This is a genomic window from Pseudarthrobacter leeuwenhoeki (assembly GCF_055412885.1).
Map to the genome: position 1 here is coordinate 17,237 of NZ_JBVAYY010000018.1, position 17,688 is coordinate 34,924.

The following is a 17,688-nucleotide window of genomic DNA, read 5'->3' on the forward strand; positions in this document are numbered from 1 at the left end:
GTAGCGTTCGGAATTAGTGCACGTTCGCGGACGCGGGTTTGGACGATGGTGCTGACGCACTACTCTGAGCTGAGCGTATTGTCGGCGCACGTGCCGCAGATGGGGGAACACAAATGGGGCTTTCCAACCGCGAGTACGTTGGCCGTGCTCTGGAAACCTTGGCAACCAGCCTTGGCTCCTACATTGGTTCAGTCCTGGAAGGTGTTGCCCCAGGCATTTCCTGGCCCAAGCTCCTGGAGCACAAGGACGCCAGCGCCGGTAGAGCGCCGATGACGTACTCGCCCTCGGATCCGAGCGTGCAACTCCGCGTCATGACGGAGCCTCTGGGATCCCTTGGCTACCCCTTCAATCTCACCCACGACGCCCGCAGCTACACTTCCGAACTTCGCCAGACCCGTAACCTCTGGGCCCACAACGAGACCGTCAACGACGCGGACACCTTCCGTGCGCTGGATACAGCTGGCCGGCTCGCCAAGCACCTGGGGCTGGATGGCGCGGCACAGGCGCTCAGCGCCCTGCTCGCTGAATACAAGTTGCGCGATACCTCGGAACGCGCCAGCGAAACTTCGGAGACCGGCGTCGGGAGCGAGGCAGGAGAGAAACCAGATCCACAGCCGCTCGAGCACCCGATCAAGCAGCATCCCGTCAGCGTGGAGATTACCGCAGCCGAGTCGCTCAGCTATGCCATGGTGCACAACGGCTTCAAGTTCGTGCGGCAGGTCAAGATCGCGAACCCGGGCACGGAGATCCGCGGCGCTGTGGTCCGCGTGGAGGTCTTTGCAAGCACCGGCAGGATCTCAGAGGACTTCAAGCAGTATGTCGACCTGGCGGCTGGGCAGGCGATCGTCTTAGACGACATCGACGTGCAAATCTCCGCCACCACGATGTATGAGCTGTCCGACAAGCAGCCGGGCCGGGTAGTCGTCACCGTCGAGTCCGGTGCGGCCAGCTCAGCGGCGACGGAACTCGGCAAAGCCGAAGCGCGTCTTCAACTCCTCCCGGCGCAGCTGTGGATCGCTGGCAGAGGTCTCGTCTCCTACGAATTCCTCGCCGCCTTCGTTCAGCCGCATCACCCGGCAATCGCCAAGCTGGTCTCCGAAGCGGCCGACCTACTGGCAAGCACCACTGGAAGCAGCAGTCTGGACGGTTACACGGACGGCGCCGAGCGGGTAGACGAAATCGTCTTTGCGCTCGCCCAAGCAGCCAGCAAGCGCGACATTCGGTACAGTATGCCGCCCGCCAGTTGGGGCCTTCAGGGCCAACAGGTCCGGACTCCCGCCCAGGTGCTGGAAGACCGCCTAGGCACGTGTCTCGATACGACGATCGTCCTGGCGGCCGCGCTGGAGTTCTGCGGAATTGCACCACTCCTGTGGCTAGTGGACGGGCACGCCTTCCTCGGGTACTGGAGGGAGGAAATGGCGCTTCCCACCGCGGCTTCCGACGACGTCGCCGAACTCATCAGCCTTGTCCAGCGTGGTTACATCGGCCTTATTGAAACCACTCTGCTGACCGGCAGCCAGACGATCACGCTTCCCATGCTCAGGATTAGTCCGGAATCGAAGTACATCGAGAGGGGTCACGATGAGATCCTGGCGGTCACTGACATCCGCCGCGCCCGCCTTGATGGCATCTACCCTCTGCCCGCACGGACGACGGCTGGTTCCGGAGAGCTGGTCGTCAACAACTACGTTCCGCAGGCCAAAATTGCCGCCGTGGTACCTGAGAAAAACGGTAGGATTTCCCGGCGCGATGGGACCGCGTCAGATGTTCCGCCGCGCGTCACCCAGTGGAAGAACGCGCTGCTGGACCTCAGCCTTAGAAACAGGCTGATCAACTTCACGGACACGGCACGATTCCCCCTCGCGGTTCCCAGTTCGTGGATTGGCCCGTTCGAAGATTTCGTCAGCAACGGCACCCCCATCGGCCTACTTCCGTCCAATCAGATCAGCGCGGTCCACCAGGAACGCGGCATCCGCTTCGGCCGGGACCTTCCGCAGGCCGAACTGATCAGCATGCTCAGCTCGAAGAAAACCGTCTTCGCGGAGGTGACCGAGGAGGTCTACAACTCCAAAATGCGCGGCCTGGCGTACAAAGCAAAGACCCAGACAGAAGAAACGGGCGCCAACAACCTTTATCTGGCCGTCGGCAGCCTTCTCTGGGAACTTGATGGCCGCACCCTGCGCTCGCCGCTAGTGCTCATCCCCGTCAACCTCACCTCGGCCGGAAAGAACGGGCTGTACCGGGTCACACTGGACGAAGCCGGGCAGTCAACGCCCAACTACTGCCTGCTGGAAAAGCTTGCCCAGACTCACGGGCTCCGGATTCCCGGTCTGGCCGAGCCTGCCGAAGACGGCTCCGGCATCGACCTGGACGCCGCTTTCAACGCAGTCAGGGAAGCTGTCTCTGCGAAGGGGCTGGCGTTCAGGGTCGAGAACACGGTGGACCTGTCCATGCTGCAGTTCGCTAAGTTCCGTCTTTGGAAAGACCTAGACGAAAGCTGGGAGCAGTTCGCCAAGAACCGCCTCGTGGACCACCTCATCAGCAGCCCGACGGAGCTCTTCAACGACCCGGTGGAGGCTGCAGAAGAGACGGACCTCGATGCTCTGTCTGCGCAGTGTCCCATTCCGGCCGACTCGTCGCAGCTGCAGGCCGTCGCTTCCGCGGTCGCTGGCCAGACGTTTGTCTTGGAAGGACCGCCAGGCACTGGCAAGTCCCAGACAATCACTAACCTACTAACACGCGCGATCGTGGAAGGTAAGCGTGTCCTGTTCGTCGCTGAGAAGCGTGCTGCGCTGGACGTTGTCCAGAAACGCCTTGAAGAGGTGGGCATGGGCCCGTTCTCTCTCGACCTTCACGACAAGGGGAGTAAACCAGCCGCCGTCCGCGCCCAAATCAAGCAGGCGCTTGAGCTGCGTCTGGATTCCGACGCCCAGCAGCTGGACACCGCTTCGACGGACCTCGCCTCCGCGCGTCGCGGCCTCATCCGCTATGCCAGCCGTCTGCACGAGGAAAACGGCGCTCAGCTATCCCTCTACAGTGCGCGGACTAAAGCTTTGACGTTCGATCCAGACGACTCCGCTCTCCCGCTAAGTGTGGAATTCACGGCTTCCGCGAATGAGACCGTCCTGGAACCCGTGCGCGCTGTGCTTCGGGAGCTGCCCGAATACACCGACCGGGCACGCCCCACCACGACTCACCCGTGGCGGTTCGTCGACTCCGCCGCCAGCGCTAGCGTGGGAGACCAGCTGATCGGCGCCGGACAGCGCGTCGACGCCGCGCTCGACGCAGTCCGTTCCGTTGAGGGGCTGCCCGACGTGGTGTCGTCCGCAACCACTCCCTCCGAACTCCGCGTCCTCGCTGCGCTCCTCGAGGACCGCAGCGTCCCGGTGGAGACCCTCGACGTCGTGAGGTCTGGTCAGTGGTCGGCTGGAGCTCAGCACTTGGAACAATTGGTTTCAGCCTTCGCAGCGGTGAACCACCCCGGTCTCGAAAAAGTTGGACCGGAGGCCATGGACCTCCCTCTCCAAGAAATCCTCGGGCGCGCTGAGCATGCGGCGGCCAGCGGATTCTTTGGACGTAAGAAGCGGATGTTGGCAGTAGTCGCGGAACTGGACGCAGTGGTGCACTCGGGAGCGAATGTCCGGCCAAAGGAGCTGTTGCAGCTGCTGCAGAACCTGGTTGCCGCGCAGCAGCAGATCCGCGGGCTTCAGACCGAGGCCCAGGCTGTTCCGGGCATGGCAGTCCCGCAGGGCTGGAACCCGTTGACCGAGGCCGGCCAGCAAGCGCTGGAGCACCGGCTCGGGTGGCTGCGCTGGGCCGCGCAGGCCGTCCAGCCCAATGCCGGCGACTACATAGTGCCCTTCCAAGCTGCGCTGCGTACGTTCCTCGACGGCGGCCAGCCGGTCCACGAGAACATGATCGCCTGGCTGTACGAGCTCGCATCAGCGTGGGAAGACCTCACGGGCCTCCCGGCTGTCGATCAATCCGAGCTCATCCGCTGGATGGGAAGCAGGGGTTTCCTGGGCGCCTGGGCCAGCACACGCGCCGCCCGAGGCCTCGACGCCGCAGGGTCCCGAGCCCTGGATCGTTGGCTGGAACTGCTGCGCCACGTGGAGCCGTTGAGATCCGTGGGCTTACACGGAGTGCGGACCGCAATTCTGGACGGCGAACTTGACGCGGATGACGCCGCCACGGCGTTCGAACGCGGACTGGCCGAAAGTTCCCTGGCAGAACGCAGCCTGGCAACCGGCCTGCAGGATTTCGACGCCCAAGCCCACGAACGGACAATCGAGCGGTTCAGCACCCGGGTCACGCTGGTGCGCGAGCTCCTCAAGCGCAACCTTGCCGCCGGCGTCGTGAGTTCACGGCGGGTATCGACGTCGTCAACGTCCGGCCGGATGGGGGAGCTGCAGCGACAGCTGACCAGGCAACGCGGCGGCCTTACCGTCCGCAAGCTGATGGAAAGCTACGCCGACCTCATCACCCAGATCATGCCCTGCACGCTGGTGAGCCCGGACTCCGTCGCACGGTTCTTCCCGGCACGAGCCGACCTCTTCGACATTGTGGTGTTCGATGAGGCCTCACAGATCCGTGTGGCAGACGCCGTCGGCGCCATGGGCCGCGGCGCCTCGGTGGTGGTCGTGGGCGACAGCAAACAGATGCCCCCGACGTCGTTTGCGGAATCGTCCAACGATTCGCTGGACGAGGTGGAGAGCGAAGTTACCGCCGTCGAGGACATGGAGTCCATCCTGTCCGAATGCGTTGAGGCGCGCGTGCCGCGGCAGTGGCTGTCTTGGCACTACCGCAGCCAGGATGAATCGCTCATCGCGTTCAGCAACCAGCAGTACTACGAGTCCAAGTTGTCGTCGTTCCCCGGGCCCTCTCATGGAGCCCCTGACGCCGGACCGCGCGGTCATGGCGTGAACTTTGTGCGCGTGGACGGCCAGTTCTACCGGTCGGGAACTGCCAAGGTGCTGCGGACCAATCCGATCGAGGCGAAGGCCGTGGTGGCTGAAGTGCGGCGGCGGTTCGACGGCGGCACTGAGTCGCCGTCCGTGGGTGTGGTGACGTTCAACCTGCAGCAGCGGGCCCTGATCGAAAGCCTCCTGCGAGACACCGAGGACCCTCGCATCATCAAGGCGCTGGACGAAGACCCCGAGGGTCTCTTTGTGAAGAACCTCGAAAACGTCCAGGGCGATGAGCGGGACGTCATCCTCTTCTCAACAGGCTTCAGCAAGAACGACAAGGGCTACCTGCCCCTGAACTTTGGCCCGTTGAACCGGGCAGGCGGCGAACGGCGACTGAATGTGGCTGTGACTCGTGCGCGGCGGCAGGTGATCGTGTTCTCCAGTTTCAGCCCGTCCGAGCTGCGGGCCGAGGAAACCAGCTCCGTCGGCATAAAGCACCTCCGCTCCTACCTGGACCTTGCCGAACACGGAACCGGCGCGCTGCCCTACGACGGGCGTCGCACTATCGCAGTTGACCTTCACCGTGAGGAGATCGCCGATGCGCTCCGGGACCGCGGTTACGCCGTCGCCACCGACGTCGGATTGTCCGACTTCAAGGTCGACATCAGCCTGGCGTCTCTGGACGCTCCGGACCGGCCGTCCATGGCAATCCTGCTGGACGGCCCGGCCTGGGCAGCACGGCGGACTGCGGGGGACAGGGACGGCTTGCCAGGGGATGTTCTTACCCGCATGATGCGCTGGCCTTCGGTTCAGCGGGTGTGGCTGCCGGCTTGGATCAGCGACCGCGAAGCAGTGCTGGACAAGTTGGAGATGGCGTTCGCTGAGGCGGCTTCGGGATTGCCTGCTCCAGTTCCGGACAGCTCCATCGGTGAACTTCCGAGCGGCCTGCCACCTGTGGCCTCCTCGACGGCCGGCAGCGTATTCGGCCACGTTCCTGCGGCTGCTCCTGTGCCGTTACTGGCCTCAGCGGCTGGCGGTTCCAGGATCGCAACCGCCGTCGTCGAGCCGGAAAGTCCCGCATACGAGCCGTGGGCTGTCCGGAGGTTCGGCAGTATCGATGTTTTGGACAGTCTGCCGTCGCGCAGGGCGGCGGCTTCCGTCCGGGAGGCGATCCGCGCCATCGTGGAGGCCGAGGGGCCTGTCCATCAGGAGCGGTTGGCCAAGCTTGCCTGCGCTGCCTTCAGCCTGAACAAGGTCAACGCCCAACGCGCGAATTCAGTACTGGATGTCCTGGATAAGTCAGTGCACTGCTGCGATGACGACGGCTTCATCTGGGACGCTTCTGTTGACAGGGAGGAGTGGTCGGAGTTCCGGACCAACGGACAAGACGTCGATCGGAAGCCGGAACACATCAGCGTGGTGGAGCTTCGAAATGCGATGGTGGAGATCGTCCGGCTGTCTGGCGGAATCTCCGTCAGCGAGTTGCACCGAGAAGCGATCCGACTTTTTGGCGGAAAGCGGCGAACTGCCGGTATCACAGCGCGGCTCAATGAAGGACTTCAGTATGGAGTCGCTACCGAGCGTCTTGAGCTGCGCGGTGATGTGGTTCACATGGCCGGGTAATACGCTATTCCAGCCGACGCAGACCTTGACTTGGGTGGATGGCAGCGCAACAACGAATAGAAAGGTAAACGATGGAGATCATCAAGGATCTTTTCACGAAGGCTGACTGGAAGGTGCTCTTCGATGCTCTGATGGAGAATACGACTTTATCCCAGTTGCACTGGAGCCTGGATCTTGACGTTGACGACTCGAAACAAGTTTCATTTTTGGCAGAGCCCAGCAAGGACACATGCGTTTATGTAGTCAAGACTTTGGCCAAGAACCCAAGTTATGAAATAGGCGCCCAGCAACTGAAGCGCGGACTTTGGGGCGTGCTGAAGAGCGAAGAAGTCGAGCTTGCTGACGACATGGAATTGGCGGAGCTGTTTGATTTGGTCGAGCGCAGGGTGGCCGAACCCGACCTCCAACTCCAGAGCCTCATGAAGGAAGAATTTCTTGTCGACCTCATGGGCGCCCTTGACAGCGGCAGAACAAGCGGTGACTGACGAGCGGGCGGACCTCTCCGCTCAAGCAACGGGGAGAAGCCGGTCCAGCACCCTTTCCCAGCGGATCAGCTCCTGTTCCAGGCGGACCGCCTGCCCGAACCGGTCATTGCCAAGCGCTTCATAAACGGCAAGCTCCTCAGCCGTCAGCCTGCTGAGTGCAGCACGGGAGGGTGTCCGGGCGGAGCCTCGGAGGACTTGCTGGCCAGGGTGACGAGCCCTGCCGACGCCTCACTCCGCAGCTGGGCAGACGCGTTGCTTAGGGCGAATTTTGCTGACAGCTTTTTGGGTTCTGCGATCCGCATCGATGCTTCATGAGCCACTGAGTCGGACAGGCTAGGGGGCCTCTTCAGGCTTCTCAGACGTTAATTTGGGAAGGTCGCTGCTTGGCGACCGCTTCGCCTCGATTTGGCCCGCCGCGCGGATCACGACATCGCCGCCCACCTTGGCGATCCCAACGGGGACTGCTTTGGCAACAGAAGAAACCGACGTCGACGTGTTCTTGGCGAAATCCGATAGGGACTTCCGCCAGGTCTCGCGTTCGACCTCCTTTTGGAGCAGGCCGTCCAGGCCGTAGATTTCGGCAAACGTTCCGATCAGACTGCTGGCGCTTTCAGCGGAGTCCAGCAGTGAGCGACTCTTCTGTGGGCGGCGGACACGATTGAAGTCGCTGACGTTGGCGGCGGCTGTCAGTGCGTCCAACAACGACTGCAGCCGGCTAGTCGCGGCATCTTCCCGCCTGGCTGCTGACCCTCGAATTGATTTGGCATGTGCTTCGATCGCCTCGGGATCGCGCTGACGCAAATGAACAAGTTCGAGCGTTTCGAGGCGCTGCTGATTCGCCTGGCAAGCGGCCAGAATCACCAGCCATGAACGCAGTTCCTTATCTGCGGTGGTCTCAGCAGCTTTCACCTTGTCGGCGAAGGCGCGAGCATTCAGAGATCCCGTGAGGTTCTCAATCTGAGCCAAGGCATGTGAACTTGCCTGTGCAAGGGCAGTGGCGTGACCTGCAATTTGGGACCACGCCGTGTCGGTGATCCTGCCGGTTTCCTCGTATAGCTCGAAGGCGCGCAGGAGTACCTGCGTGAGGCCTTGTACGTCGCCAAGGGCACGGGCCCGGTTGTCTTCAAGAAGGCGATCGAGCTTGACGTCCATAGCTTGCGCCAGTTCCTCAAGCTGCGCGACGGCGCTTCGAAGCGCCATCGTTGCGGTCAGCGTCGCAAGGTTGGACATTACAAGCGGATTCATTCCGCCGGTGGTGAATTGGGCAAACGAATCTATTTGCCCCTTCGCTCCACGGAGCACTCCGGTGAACACGCCGTCCTGAGAAAGATTGAATTTCGCCAGTTCGACGAGTCGTTGGTGGGACTCCGGGGTGAGTTGCACCCAGCTGCCGTCCAAAGACGACAAAACCGCGCCGAGCCCAGTGGCATTCGCGACCAGATCAGCGGTTCCCCTGCCCGCCTTCCTCGCCTGGTTGGCGTCAATGTCCAACCGCGAAAGGAGTGTGCTGATCAGGTCCGGGTCCCCTGCCAGAACAGCGGTGCCCCCGGAGACATGGATCCCGACTTCGTTAGATGATTCGCTCATTGGTGCATTCTGGCACGGGGGACCGACACTCGGGTCCAACGTTCAAGAAGTGTCGCTGATGCCTACGAGATGGTCGAGCTTCGCTGGAACGGATTTCGCCCAGGAGATCAGCCACTTGGACGGCTAGGATGGAGATCTCCGGCTGTCCGGTGCTGCGGTCGCGCTCGCCGAAAAACACCTATTGACCCACGATGCCCAACGCTGGGCAAAGTTCTTGAAGCCGTCCAGCGGCCGCTCGGCGCAATGGCGGCCTTTTCACCCACCCAACGTAGCCACCGGACGCAACGTACACCCGCCGTCGTCGTTTTTGTACGAAGCTGCTGACCCGGCGAAGGAATCCGGGCTATTTCTTCCTCGCCTTCTTAATGATTTCTGCTGCGTGACGGTAGGCCTGCTTGGCCTCTGGGCTTGTTGCTGCCCGATACATCCCCTTGCCGTCCTCAAGCAGTTTCATTGCCTTAGCCTGCATCTCGGGGTCTTTGGCGAGGGAGTAAAGCTTAGTGCCGCCGGCTTTTGCTTTATCCCCGCCGCTCTTCAATAGGGCTGCGGCTTTGTCTGCTTTTCCCGCCATGGTTTGCTCCGTATCATCGGTGGTTCGTCAAGTGAGATTAGCACTGTCTGAGAATGCCCCATGGAGCCAGACGAAGCAGGGGAAATCGCGCTCCACGTTGACGGTGAATCGGCCATTTCCGTGGGGGATCTGGCTGCGCTGGCATTAATTCGACATTGATCTCGCAGCGCCAGTACCCGTAGGCACCCGATCGCCGATGCAGCGGCCGTTGTGCGCTCGGAGTCCGGTTAGGCAGCGACTGCCGGCAACACTACGAGGGATCCGTCGCCGCATCATTCGATCCCAATCGCAACGTCAGCCTGGTGGATTCCCACGTTGAGGCCATCGCCCAAGACGCGAAGACGATATGCGGCTTTGAATAGTTGGTCGACCTCGCCCGGCGTGACAGCGGGAATCCGAAAACTACCGGCACGCTTCAAGGCGAGAGGCGAGAGGCCATAGTCGAAGTAGGACTGAGTTGATGCCCAATTCCAGCTCGTCGATGCCACGCGTGCTGATCACCTCACGGCACAACAACCCGGGTGAACGGCGTCAACGTGAACGCGCTGACGAAGCAGTGTGGGATCCACCCTGCGATCGCGTCGACGAAAACACGAGACTTCTGACCGGAGAACCGCCCTTCTCGTAGGCCGATTCGGGCGCTCTGATTAGGGGTCGGATGTCAGCAAACGCTGACAACACGGAGAGCTCGACATGCGCTGGGCAGTCGAGTCGAGCACACCCGCTACACTGAGGCTGAATCAGCCGCCCGGCACCCGCCGGACAGGCAAACTGAAGGAACGGCCCCAGGGCGTTTCAAGGGTTAGAAGGGGGCCGATCATCGCCAAGTTTTTCAAGTTCATCGCGTTGGTAGTAGTGGGCACGACCGTCCTGGCGCTGGCCGTGTTTGGTGCCGGGAACATGTTTGGGTTCAACCCGTTCAAGTTGAGCCAGACCGACCGGAGCCAGCCTGCGCTGCTGAAGTCGGTCAAGGACATCAGCCAGTACCACGCTGCGGTGGGCAACTTCGAGGTGGTGCTCGACGTCGAGGACAACGTCGGGTGGATTCCCGCCGTCATCGCGGGACGGCGGACGCTGTTTGTCGCGGCGGGCACCGTCAACACCTATGTCGATCTGTCCGGCCTCGCCGACAAGGACCTGACGCTCTCCGCGGACGGCAAGTCAGTGACGGTGCGGCTGCCCGAGCCGCAGCTCGACAAGCCCAACATCGACCATGACCGGTCCTATATATTTGGCCAGGAGCGCGGCATCTTCGACCGGGTCGCCGACGCGATCGAGTCGCCCCAGCAGGCGCAGTTCTTCAAACTCGCCGAGACGAAGATGAGCACCGCCGCGGAGGAGTCGGAGCTACGGAAGCAGGCTGCCGAGAACACCAAATCCATGCTGACCGGCATGTTCGGCTCGCTGGAAATCCAGGTCACCTTCGTCGACGACGCGTCCCGCTAGGCCGGGTTGATCAAGTAGGTTTTGATCCAGATATCGGAAAACCGCAGGCAGAGAGTGGCCGGCGGCAGTGGGTCCGGAAACCTAGAGCGAAAAGCCGACCCGGCTGACTGAACAACAGCGGCGGGGCGGGCAGCAGAAACGCTGGCCGCCCCGCCCTCGTCGTAATGTGTGCTAGAACAGTTAGCCCTTGGCCACCAGCCCCGGGACCCCGTTCTGGATCGCGAAGGACGCCTTCGTGCGGACGGGGGAGCCCGGCGTCGTGACGTAGTCCAGCACCCGGAAGTCGGCGGTCAGTGCGTCCTTGGTGATGCACGTGTTCAGGTAGCCGTGTTCCGGAAGAAACCGTTACCACCCCATGCCGGCCCTGGCCCGTGTGCCACCGAAGGTAGGGGGCTCCACTCCACCCGCGGGCGGGCGGAGGAAGCGGAATGCAGCTCAGGCCCCGATCTCGTGAGCCAGTTCGGTGATGCTCGACGCCGAGAGGTCCCAATCGCTCTCCGGGGTCAGATCCGCAACCTGGCCCGGGCCGTATTCGGTGGGGCGGGCGATGAACGCCGTCGCCAGCCCGGCCTCCCGGGCAGCACGCAGGTCGTCGTTGTGGGCGGCCGCGAGCATCACCTCACCGGGTCTGAGGTCCAGGAACTCCGCGGTCCGAAGGTAGGCCGCCGGCAGCGGCTTGTACGTGCGCGTCATGTCCGAGCCGATGATCACGTCCCACGGAAGGCCGGCGTTTCTGGCCATGTCCACCAGCAGCGAGGTGTTGCCATTGGAGAGGGGACCCACGATGTAGCCGCGGCGGACGGCGGCCAGACCCTCCACACTGTCCGGCCATGGGGGCAGGCGGTGCCAGGATCTGTTCAACTCCTCCAGGGTTCTTGCGTCCAGCTGGTCCGGATCGAAGCCGTGGTGGCGGAGCACCTGGTCCAGGTTTTCGCGGTGGAGTGTGTCCAGGGTGGCGAATTCACGGGATCCGGAGCGGATGGCCTCCATTGCCGGCTCGTAGAGGGCGCGCCAGTCATCGGTGAAAGCCTCGGCGTCGAGATCCTGCCCATGTGCCGCGGCGAAGGCGGCCGCCTGCCGGGCGACGCCGGTGCGCCAGTCAACCACCGTGCCGAAGGTGTCGAACAGGACGGCGCGTACCCCGCACCCGGTTGACGGTGAACGGTATGGCTGGAACGTCATATCCTGTCTCCTTCTCTAAACTTCCCTGACCGTTAGTCTGGCAGCATGCGCACTGGGCGAACGGCAGTGCTTTCTCTTCTCTCCGGTTCACTCACATGCCGGCGCCGGATTCTCAACTGCGTTCAGCGAGGACAGCACGGGTTCGACGCGGCCCGCTCAGGACAGCGGCTGCCGCGCGCCGACGCTGACGGAACCGGCCTGCGCAACGTACGCCCGCCGTCGTCGTTCCATCCTTGCCTGCTGACCGGGCGAGGGAACCCTCGCGCCCTTGGTCCGGTTGCACCTGGCACAGGCCGCGACAAAGTTCGGCAGGCTGGTGGATCCGCCTTTGGACCACGGGTAGAAATGGTCGCCGTGCTCAGCGGGCAGTGGGCACCGCCGCCGGAGTCCGGACTCCATCTCGCACTGGCCGCCGGCGCGGTCCATGCCCTCTCGGCGCTGCTGGCGACACTGGCGCTCCCGGTCACGGATTACGCGGTGGCGAGGGCGGTGGGTTCCCCATCCAGCTGGCTCTCCGGGTTCCTCCGAAATTATGGCCCTGATTTCCTTCGACCTCTCGCAGCCTTGGCGCTCAAGGGGACGAAGCGTTCGGACGCGGGCAAGGACTCGTAGATTTGTGCAGCCATTTCGGCTGCCCAGGCGTCGGGTGACCGGAGATAGGAGGCCGTGACTTCCGGGCTCACCCAGCCAAGATTCACTAAGTGGAGCAGGACCTTATTCGTTATTGCCTTAGCATCCGGGACCCGGGCTTGCTCGACTGAGACATCGTTTTGAGGATCTAGTAGCGGCAGGGGCTCCTCTCGGATACGAATGACTCTGTACCCGGCGTTGCGAAGTTTTGTTGTTTTTAGGGTGTCACGCACTTCGTGTGCTTTGCCCTTGTGGGAGTACGAGCCATCGAACTCGATGGCAATCCGCAAGGATTTAATGAGGATATCGATGCTGTGGGGCCTGTTGTTGCCTAAATCCACGCGTTCTTGCCTTAACGGATCCACCTCATGAGGGAATACTGCTGCGAATTCGCACGCTAGGGCGATGTCGATTCGGGACCTTATGACGGGTGCGCACCATTTGCAGCCGTCGCCATCCTGCGCGCGTGCACGAACGGTGGTTGCCCAGACATGGGTGGAGTCTTGAGGGCATACCCACCAGATGCGGCGGTTGCTTCCAATGGTTATGTCTGCAGGAGTCAGCGATCCGTTTTCAGTGGGGTGCCACTGTAGAGCTAACTTTGGCCGGTTCAGGTCCAAACGATTGCTGTCGGTGGGTCGCTTGCCATTGCAGAACGGGCATCCTGCCCCGTTGGCAGGTCTGGAGCTTACGGCGGCTGTCCACTTATGAGTGTTGTCTTTCCGGCATATCCAGGCGGCTTTGAAGTCGCTGCCGCCGGCCACCTCATCAGGACGTTTGGTGTTTGCTGGATCCCACTCGGCGGCCAGGATTGGTCTTGTTCCTGCCACGCTGTTAGATTCATTGACTTGCTTCCCGGCGCAATAGGGACATCCGCGGCCGCGGAAACGGGCGGCCGGGGTCGCGGCGTAATCATGCCGTTGGTCCTTCGGGCAGATCCACCACACGACCTTGTTGCACTGTGGCAGCAATTCTGTGGGCGCTAGACGGAGTTCAGCTGTGTTGCGCTGGTAGTGCCAGCTCTTGAGCAGGTCCGGCCTAGCTGAAGCGAGGTTTTCGCTGAGAGTCGCTTTCATGCCTTTGCAGGCGGCGCAGCCGTGCCCCTTCGTGCGCACGTAGGGCGCGGTAAGCCAAGAATGTCCATTTTCGCGGATCCACCATATCTGGCGATTGCTGCCAGCCCGAACGTGGGAGGGAGGGTATGGATTCTTGGCGTGATCCCATTCCGCAGCAATCCTTGGAAATAGGTGGGCGAGTGATCGGAGGCCCTCATCACGGATGGGCTGTTGTCTCTTTCTTCGGGCGTCTGGCTGCACAGGCACGAGCCTAGCGGTGGCCACTCCTGTTTTCACGCGCACATTAACCGAGGACTGTCGTGGCTCGACTCAGGCAGCTCGGGATAGCGGTCGCCGTTCGCCGACCACGGCTGAACCGGCCTGCGCAACGTACGCCCGCCGTCGTCGTTCCATCCTTGCCTGCTGACCGGGCGAGGGAACCCTCGCGCCCTTCGTCCGGTTGCACCTGGCACAGGCCGCGACAAAGTTCTGCAGGCTGGTGGTTCCGCCCTTGGAGCACGGGTAGAAATGGTCCCCGTGCTCAGCGGGCAGCGGGCACCGCCGCCGGAGTCCGGACTCCATCTCGCACTGGCCACCGGCGCGTGCCATGCCCTCCCGGCGCTGCTGCCGGTTGAAGCGCCGGACCGGGTCCCGCCGCCGGACATCCCGGCCGTGGATAACCGCCGCGACAATGAAGAGAATAACGATCAGCAGCCCAGGGAGGGCAACCGCAGCCAGAACGCTGTCAACAAAGCCGCGAAGGACCCCGCTGACGGTTGAGGCGCTGTTCCCTGCGTTCGCTTTCCCCTTCGGCATCAGCGCCAGGACGACCGAGACGGCTAACCACACGATCACAGCCGAGTAAGCGAGACGCAGAGCCTGCCGGCTCCAGTAGATGCGCTTCAGTTCCATCATCGGCCCATTCCCCCAAATGAGCTCCAGCTGGCAGCGCTGCTGCCGTGTCGTCAAAAAGACATCATCCCCCGGCCGCGGCGAAACCCCGTGCCAAGTGGCGTCGACACGGGGTTTCGGAGGGTCGGTTGGATAGGACCCAACGCCATGGACGATGGGCGTGGGTTCCAAAGCCTGCCTCACCGTCCTGTGGGGCACTCTGTGCCTGGCCGCCAGCGCTCGGACCGAGAGGTCCTCGACCCGGCATCCCTCCGGATCGGTGCAAACGACTCCACTCTCGACTTCATCCAGACCAGCGCGCAGCTGGCGGATGCCATGGCCAGTGCCGCCGGCATCCCCTGGAATGCACGTTTGTGCAGGGGCGGTGCGCGGTTTCCCAGGCTGCCCTCCGGGGAAAAAAGGTTACTGACCAGTAGCTTTGTGTCGCGGGGGAGCGTGATTTCAGGGCTGACAGGGTCCGCCCGCAAAGCCGTTTTTTGTGCACATCCGTGCAAATCTCTGGCCGCATCGGGCTCAGGACTGCCTACATTTAGGTATCCGGGGCAACCTTGTCTGGCCCGCAGCCCGCTGACTCACGAACAAAGAGGTTTCTATGTCACTGCTCACCAAAGTCCTGTCCGCCGCTGCCTGTGCCGTCCTGGCCGGGTCCCTGGCCGCGGCTCCCGCCCATGCGGGACCTGTTGAGCTTTCCCCGCCGGGTGCCAATGACTGGTCCTGCAAACCAAGTGCTGAGCATCCGTATCCGGTCATCCTGGTGCCGGGAACCTTTGAGAGCATGGACAAGAACTGGTCCACCCTCTCGCCATACCTCAAGAGCGCCGGGTACTGCGTCTTCGCCCTCAACTACGGCGAGACCAACGGCGTGTATGCCACCGCGCCGGTCGCGGACTCGGCGCAGCAACTCGCCCCGTTCGTGGATAAAGTGCGTTCCGCCACCGGGGCCAAGAAGGTGGATCTGGTGGGCCACAGCCAGGGCGGCATGATGCCCCGCTACTACATGGGCTTTCTCGGCGGCGCCAAGAACGTCCGTCATCTCATCGGGATTGCACCCTCCAACCACGGCACCGAAGGTGTGATCGTCCCGCAGCCGGGGGCGGTCCCGGATCCCAACTACACCGGCCTGGGTTGTGCCGCCTGCGCGGATCAGCAGGCGGGGTCGGCTTTCATGCAGAAGCTCAACTCCATCGGCGATACGGTGGCGGGACCCTCCTATACCGTCATCTCCACGGTGTACGACGAAGTGGTCATTCCCTACAACAGCCAGTTCCTCAACGGGCCGGCGCGGCAGGTCACCAACATCACCATCCAGGACAAGTGCCCGGCCGACGTCTTCGAACATGACCAGACGCCGAACGACCCCGTGGTGCACCAGATTGTGGCCCACGCACTGGGCAGGGTGTCCGGGCCTGCCGATCCGGCCTACCAGCCCAAATGCCTCTAGGAGTGAGTGGCGGCGGGCCGGGGGAGTGGCGCCGGCGGGGCTGGCTGCACCGCCGGCAAGCCGCTACTGCAGTCCCGGAACCCCGTCCCGGATCGTGAAGGACTTCTTCGTGCGGACGGGCGCGCCCGGCGTCGTGACGTAGTCCAGCACCCGGAAGTCGGCGGTCATCGCGTCCTTGGTGATCTTCGTGTTCACGTAGCCGCGGTTGTCGTTGTAGAACTTCAGGTGCGGGTTCCAGGCCATCACCGGATCCGTGGTGGATCCTGTGCCGTTGCCGGTGGAGGAGATGGACGTGCACACCAGCTCTGAGCCCACCACGGGCGAGGCCGGGTCCTTGTAGTCCACCTTGACGTCGTTGGCCCAGTTGCGGTGCACGTCTCCGGTCAGGACCACGGCGTTGCGCACGTTGGCGTCCACCCAGCCCTGGGTGATGCGGCGGCGCGACGCGGCGTAGCCGTCCCACCCGTCCATGGAGACGTCGTCGATCTCCGGAGCGGCGTTCCGGTCCCGCTCGGCGAAGTACACCTGCTGGCCCAGGACGTCCCAGCGCTGGGTTGAGTTCTTGAAGCCGTCCAGCAGCCACTTCTCCTGCTCCGCGCCGGTGATGGTCCGGTCCTCGGCGAGGCGTCCAGCGACGTTCTTCTTCCACCCGTCGCCGGCGAGCTGGTCGTCGCGGTACTGCCGGGTGTCCATCATGTGGAAGTTGGCCAGCTGCCCCCACTGGATGGTGCGGTAGATCTTCATGTCGAACCCGGCCGGCACTGAGGACGCCCGCAGCGGCATGTTCTCGTAGTACGCCTGGAACGCGGCGGTGCGGCGCTGCCGGAACCGCTCGGTGGTGTCGTTCAACTGGGCCGCGTCGGTGTTCTCCGGGACCTCGTCCGCCCAGTTGTTGTCCACCTCGTGGTCATCCCACACCACCAGCCACGGTGCGATCGCGTGCGCGGCCTGCAGATCGGTGTCGGCCTTGTACTGCGCGTGGCGCTGCCGGTAGCCGGCCAGGCTGGAGGTCTCGGGACCTTCGTGGTCGCGCGGGTTGCCACCGGCAATCACGTAGCGGTCCTTCTTGTACTCGTACAGGTAGTCGCCCAGGTGCAGCACCAGATCCGGCTGGTCCTGGGCCAGCCGGCTGTACGCGGTGAAGTAGCCGTGCTCGTACTGGGCGCAGCTGGCGAACGCCATGGCCAGCGCCGCCGGCGTCTCATGCAGCCCCGGGCTGGTGAGCGTACGGCCCACGGCGCTGAGGTGCCGTCCGGTACGGAACCGGTAGAAGTATTCACGTCCCGGCCGCAGGCCACGCAGCTCCACGTGCACCGAGTGCGCGGTTTCGATCCTGGCGTGCTCGACGCCGCGGGCGACCACCTTGCGCATGCCGGCGTCCTCTGCCACTTCCCATGCCACCGCAACCTTGCGCGAGGGCATCCCGCCCAGGCCGTCGGCGGCGATGGGGTCCAGCGCCAGCCGGGTCCAGATCACGAAGCCGTCCGGCCACGGCTCGCCGGAAGCGATGCCCAGCAGGAACGGATCGGAGCGGAGGCCGGCGTCGTCCGCGGTGGACGTGGCGACGGCGGCCCCCGGCCAGGCAGCGACGAGCCCGGCCCCGAGGCCTGCGGAAAGAACGGATCTGCGTGAAATGTTATCCATGCCCTCGACCGTACGAAGGCCTGTTGGACAGGTTCTGTGGACGACGTGAATACGCGGTTAACTATGTGACAAGAGCTGTTGACTTAGGTCACCACCCGCCGTGGATTCACGCCGGCGCCGGCCCGGTTCCCGGTGTGCCGGCTGCCGCCATGGATTCCAGATGGCGCTTCATGCTTGCCCAGTTGGTGCCGGGATCAGGCTCGAA

At 63.3% G+C, this 17,688-nt stretch carries 12 protein-coding genes and 1 pseudogene; 5 read left to right on the forward strand and 8 right to left on the reverse strand.

The window, feature by feature from the left end; translation table 11 throughout:
* Positions 1-113: 113 nt before the first annotated feature.
* On the forward strand, positions 114-6,530 hold the full coding sequence (locus tag ACZYX4_RS15125; RefSeq protein ID WP_463877299.1) for a DUF3320 domain-containing protein: 6,417 nt from the start codon (positions 114-116) through the stop codon (positions 6,528-6,530).
* A gap of 71 nt (positions 6,531-6,601) precedes the next feature.
* Positions 6,602-7,015, forward strand: coding sequence for a hypothetical protein (locus ACZYX4_RS15130; protein WP_463877301.1), 414 nt, complete (start codon positions 6,602-6,604; stop codon positions 7,013-7,015).
* Between the two features lie 21 nt (positions 7,016-7,036).
* Here ACZYX4_RS15130 and ACZYX4_RS15135 read toward each other — a convergent pair.
* The 3 genes and pseudogenes from ACZYX4_RS15135 to ACZYX4_RS15145 all read right to left on the reverse strand — a co-directional run.
* Positions 7,037-7,189, reverse strand: a pseudogene (locus ACZYX4_RS15135) (Wadjet anti-phage system protein JetD domain-containing protein); the annotation flags it as partial.
* 159 nt (positions 7,190-7,348) lie between these two features.
* Entirely contained in the window at positions 7,349-8,602 is a 1,254-nt protein-coding gene (locus ACZYX4_RS15140) for a hypothetical protein (protein ID WP_463877304.1), read from the reverse strand.
* A gap of 343 nt (positions 8,603-8,945) precedes the next feature.
* The gene (locus tag ACZYX4_RS15145) at positions 8,946-9,173 is read right to left on the reverse strand and encodes a hypothetical protein (protein ID WP_463877307.1); all 228 of its coding nucleotides are present in this window, start codon (positions 9,171-9,173) and stop codon (positions 8,946-8,948) included.
* A gap of 855 nt (positions 9,174-10,028) precedes the next feature.
* Between ACZYX4_RS15145 and ACZYX4_RS15150 the strand changes: the two genes are divergently transcribed.
* Positions 10,029-10,619 (forward strand): DUF4230 domain-containing protein, encoded by a 591-nt coding sequence (locus ACZYX4_RS15150; protein ID WP_463877309.1) that lies wholly within the window; start codon positions 10,029-10,031, stop codon positions 10,617-10,619.
* Positions 10,620-11,054: 435 nt separating this feature from the next.
* Here the strand turns inward: ACZYX4_RS15150 and ACZYX4_RS15155 are convergent, their stop codons facing one another.
* From ACZYX4_RS15155 to ACZYX4_RS15170, 4 genes are all read right to left on the reverse strand, one after another.
* A complete protein-coding gene (locus ACZYX4_RS15155; protein WP_463877312.1) occupies positions 11,055-11,801 on the reverse strand; it encodes a haloacid dehalogenase type II in 747 nt (248 codons plus the stop codon).
* A gap of 156 nt (positions 11,802-11,957) precedes the next feature.
* Complete coding sequence (locus tag ACZYX4_RS15160; protein ID WP_463877314.1) at positions 11,958-12,227, reverse strand: HNH endonuclease; 270 nt, start codon at positions 12,225-12,227, stop codon at positions 11,958-11,960.
* Positions 12,228-12,331: 104 nt separating this feature from the next.
* A complete protein-coding gene (locus tag ACZYX4_RS15165) occupies positions 12,332-13,789 on the reverse strand; it encodes a zinc-ribbon domain-containing protein (RefSeq protein WP_463877316.1) in 1,458 nt (485 codons plus the stop codon).
* A gap of 27 nt (positions 13,790-13,816) precedes the next feature.
* Positions 13,817-14,095: an HNH endonuclease gene (locus ACZYX4_RS15170; RefSeq protein WP_463877371.1), complete on the reverse strand. Its 279-nt coding sequence runs from the start codon at positions 14,093-14,095 to the stop codon at positions 13,817-13,819.
* Here ACZYX4_RS15170 and ACZYX4_RS15175 point away from each other — a divergent pair.
* Entirely contained in the window at positions 14,015-14,266 is a 252-nt protein-coding gene (locus tag ACZYX4_RS15175) for a hypothetical protein (RefSeq protein ID WP_463877376.1), read from the forward strand. The two genes, ACZYX4_RS15170 and ACZYX4_RS15175, sit on opposite strands and share 81 nt — an antisense overlap.
* A gap of 724 nt (positions 14,267-14,990) precedes the next feature.
* A complete protein-coding gene (locus ACZYX4_RS15180) occupies positions 14,991-15,839 on the forward strand; it encodes an esterase/lipase family protein (RefSeq protein WP_463877317.1) in 849 nt (282 codons plus the stop codon).
* Between the two features lie 63 nt (positions 15,840-15,902).
* Here the strand turns inward: ACZYX4_RS15180 and ACZYX4_RS15185 are convergent, their stop codons facing one another.
* Positions 15,903-17,483: an alkaline phosphatase D family protein gene (locus tag ACZYX4_RS15185; protein ID WP_463877320.1), complete on the reverse strand. Its 1,581-nt coding sequence runs from the start codon at positions 17,481-17,483 to the stop codon at positions 15,903-15,905.
* Positions 17,484-17,688 lie beyond the last annotated feature (205 nt).

Coding starts and splice junctions, on each gene's coding strand:
- ACZYX4_RS15180 (WP_463877317.1), top strand. CDS start 14,991: ATGTCACTGCTCACCAAAGTCCTGTCCGCCGCTGCCTGTGCCGTCCTG.
- ACZYX4_RS15140 (WP_463877304.1), bottom strand. CDS start 8,602: ATGAGCGAATCATCTAACGAAGTCGGGATCCATGTCTCCGGGGGCACC.
- ACZYX4_RS15155 (WP_463877312.1), bottom strand. CDS start 11,801: ATGACGTTCCAGCCATACCGTTCACCGTCAACCGGGTGCGGGGTACGC.
- ACZYX4_RS15125 (WP_463877299.1), top strand. CDS start 114: ATGGGGCTTTCCAACCGCGAGTACGTTGGCCGTGCTCTGGAAACCTTG.
- ACZYX4_RS15130 (WP_463877301.1), top strand. CDS start 6,602: ATGGAGATCATCAAGGATCTTTTCACGAAGGCTGACTGGAAGGTGCTC.
- ACZYX4_RS15170 (WP_463877371.1), bottom strand. CDS start 14,095: ATGGCACGCGCCGGTGGCCAGTGCGAGATGGAGTCCGGACTCCGGCGG.
- ACZYX4_RS15175 (WP_463877376.1), top strand. CDS start 14,015: ATGGTCCCCGTGCTCAGCGGGCAGCGGGCACCGCCGCCGGAGTCCGGA.
- ACZYX4_RS15185 (WP_463877320.1), bottom strand. CDS start 17,483: ATGGATAACATTTCACGCAGATCCGTTCTTTCCGCAGGCCTCGGGGCC.
- ACZYX4_RS15160 (WP_463877314.1), bottom strand. CDS start 12,227: ATGGACCGCGCCGGCGGCCAGTGCGAGATGGAGTCCGGACTCCGGCGG.
- ACZYX4_RS15145 (WP_463877307.1), bottom strand. CDS start 9,173: ATGGCGGGAAAAGCAGACAAAGCCGCAGCCCTATTGAAGAGCGGCGGG.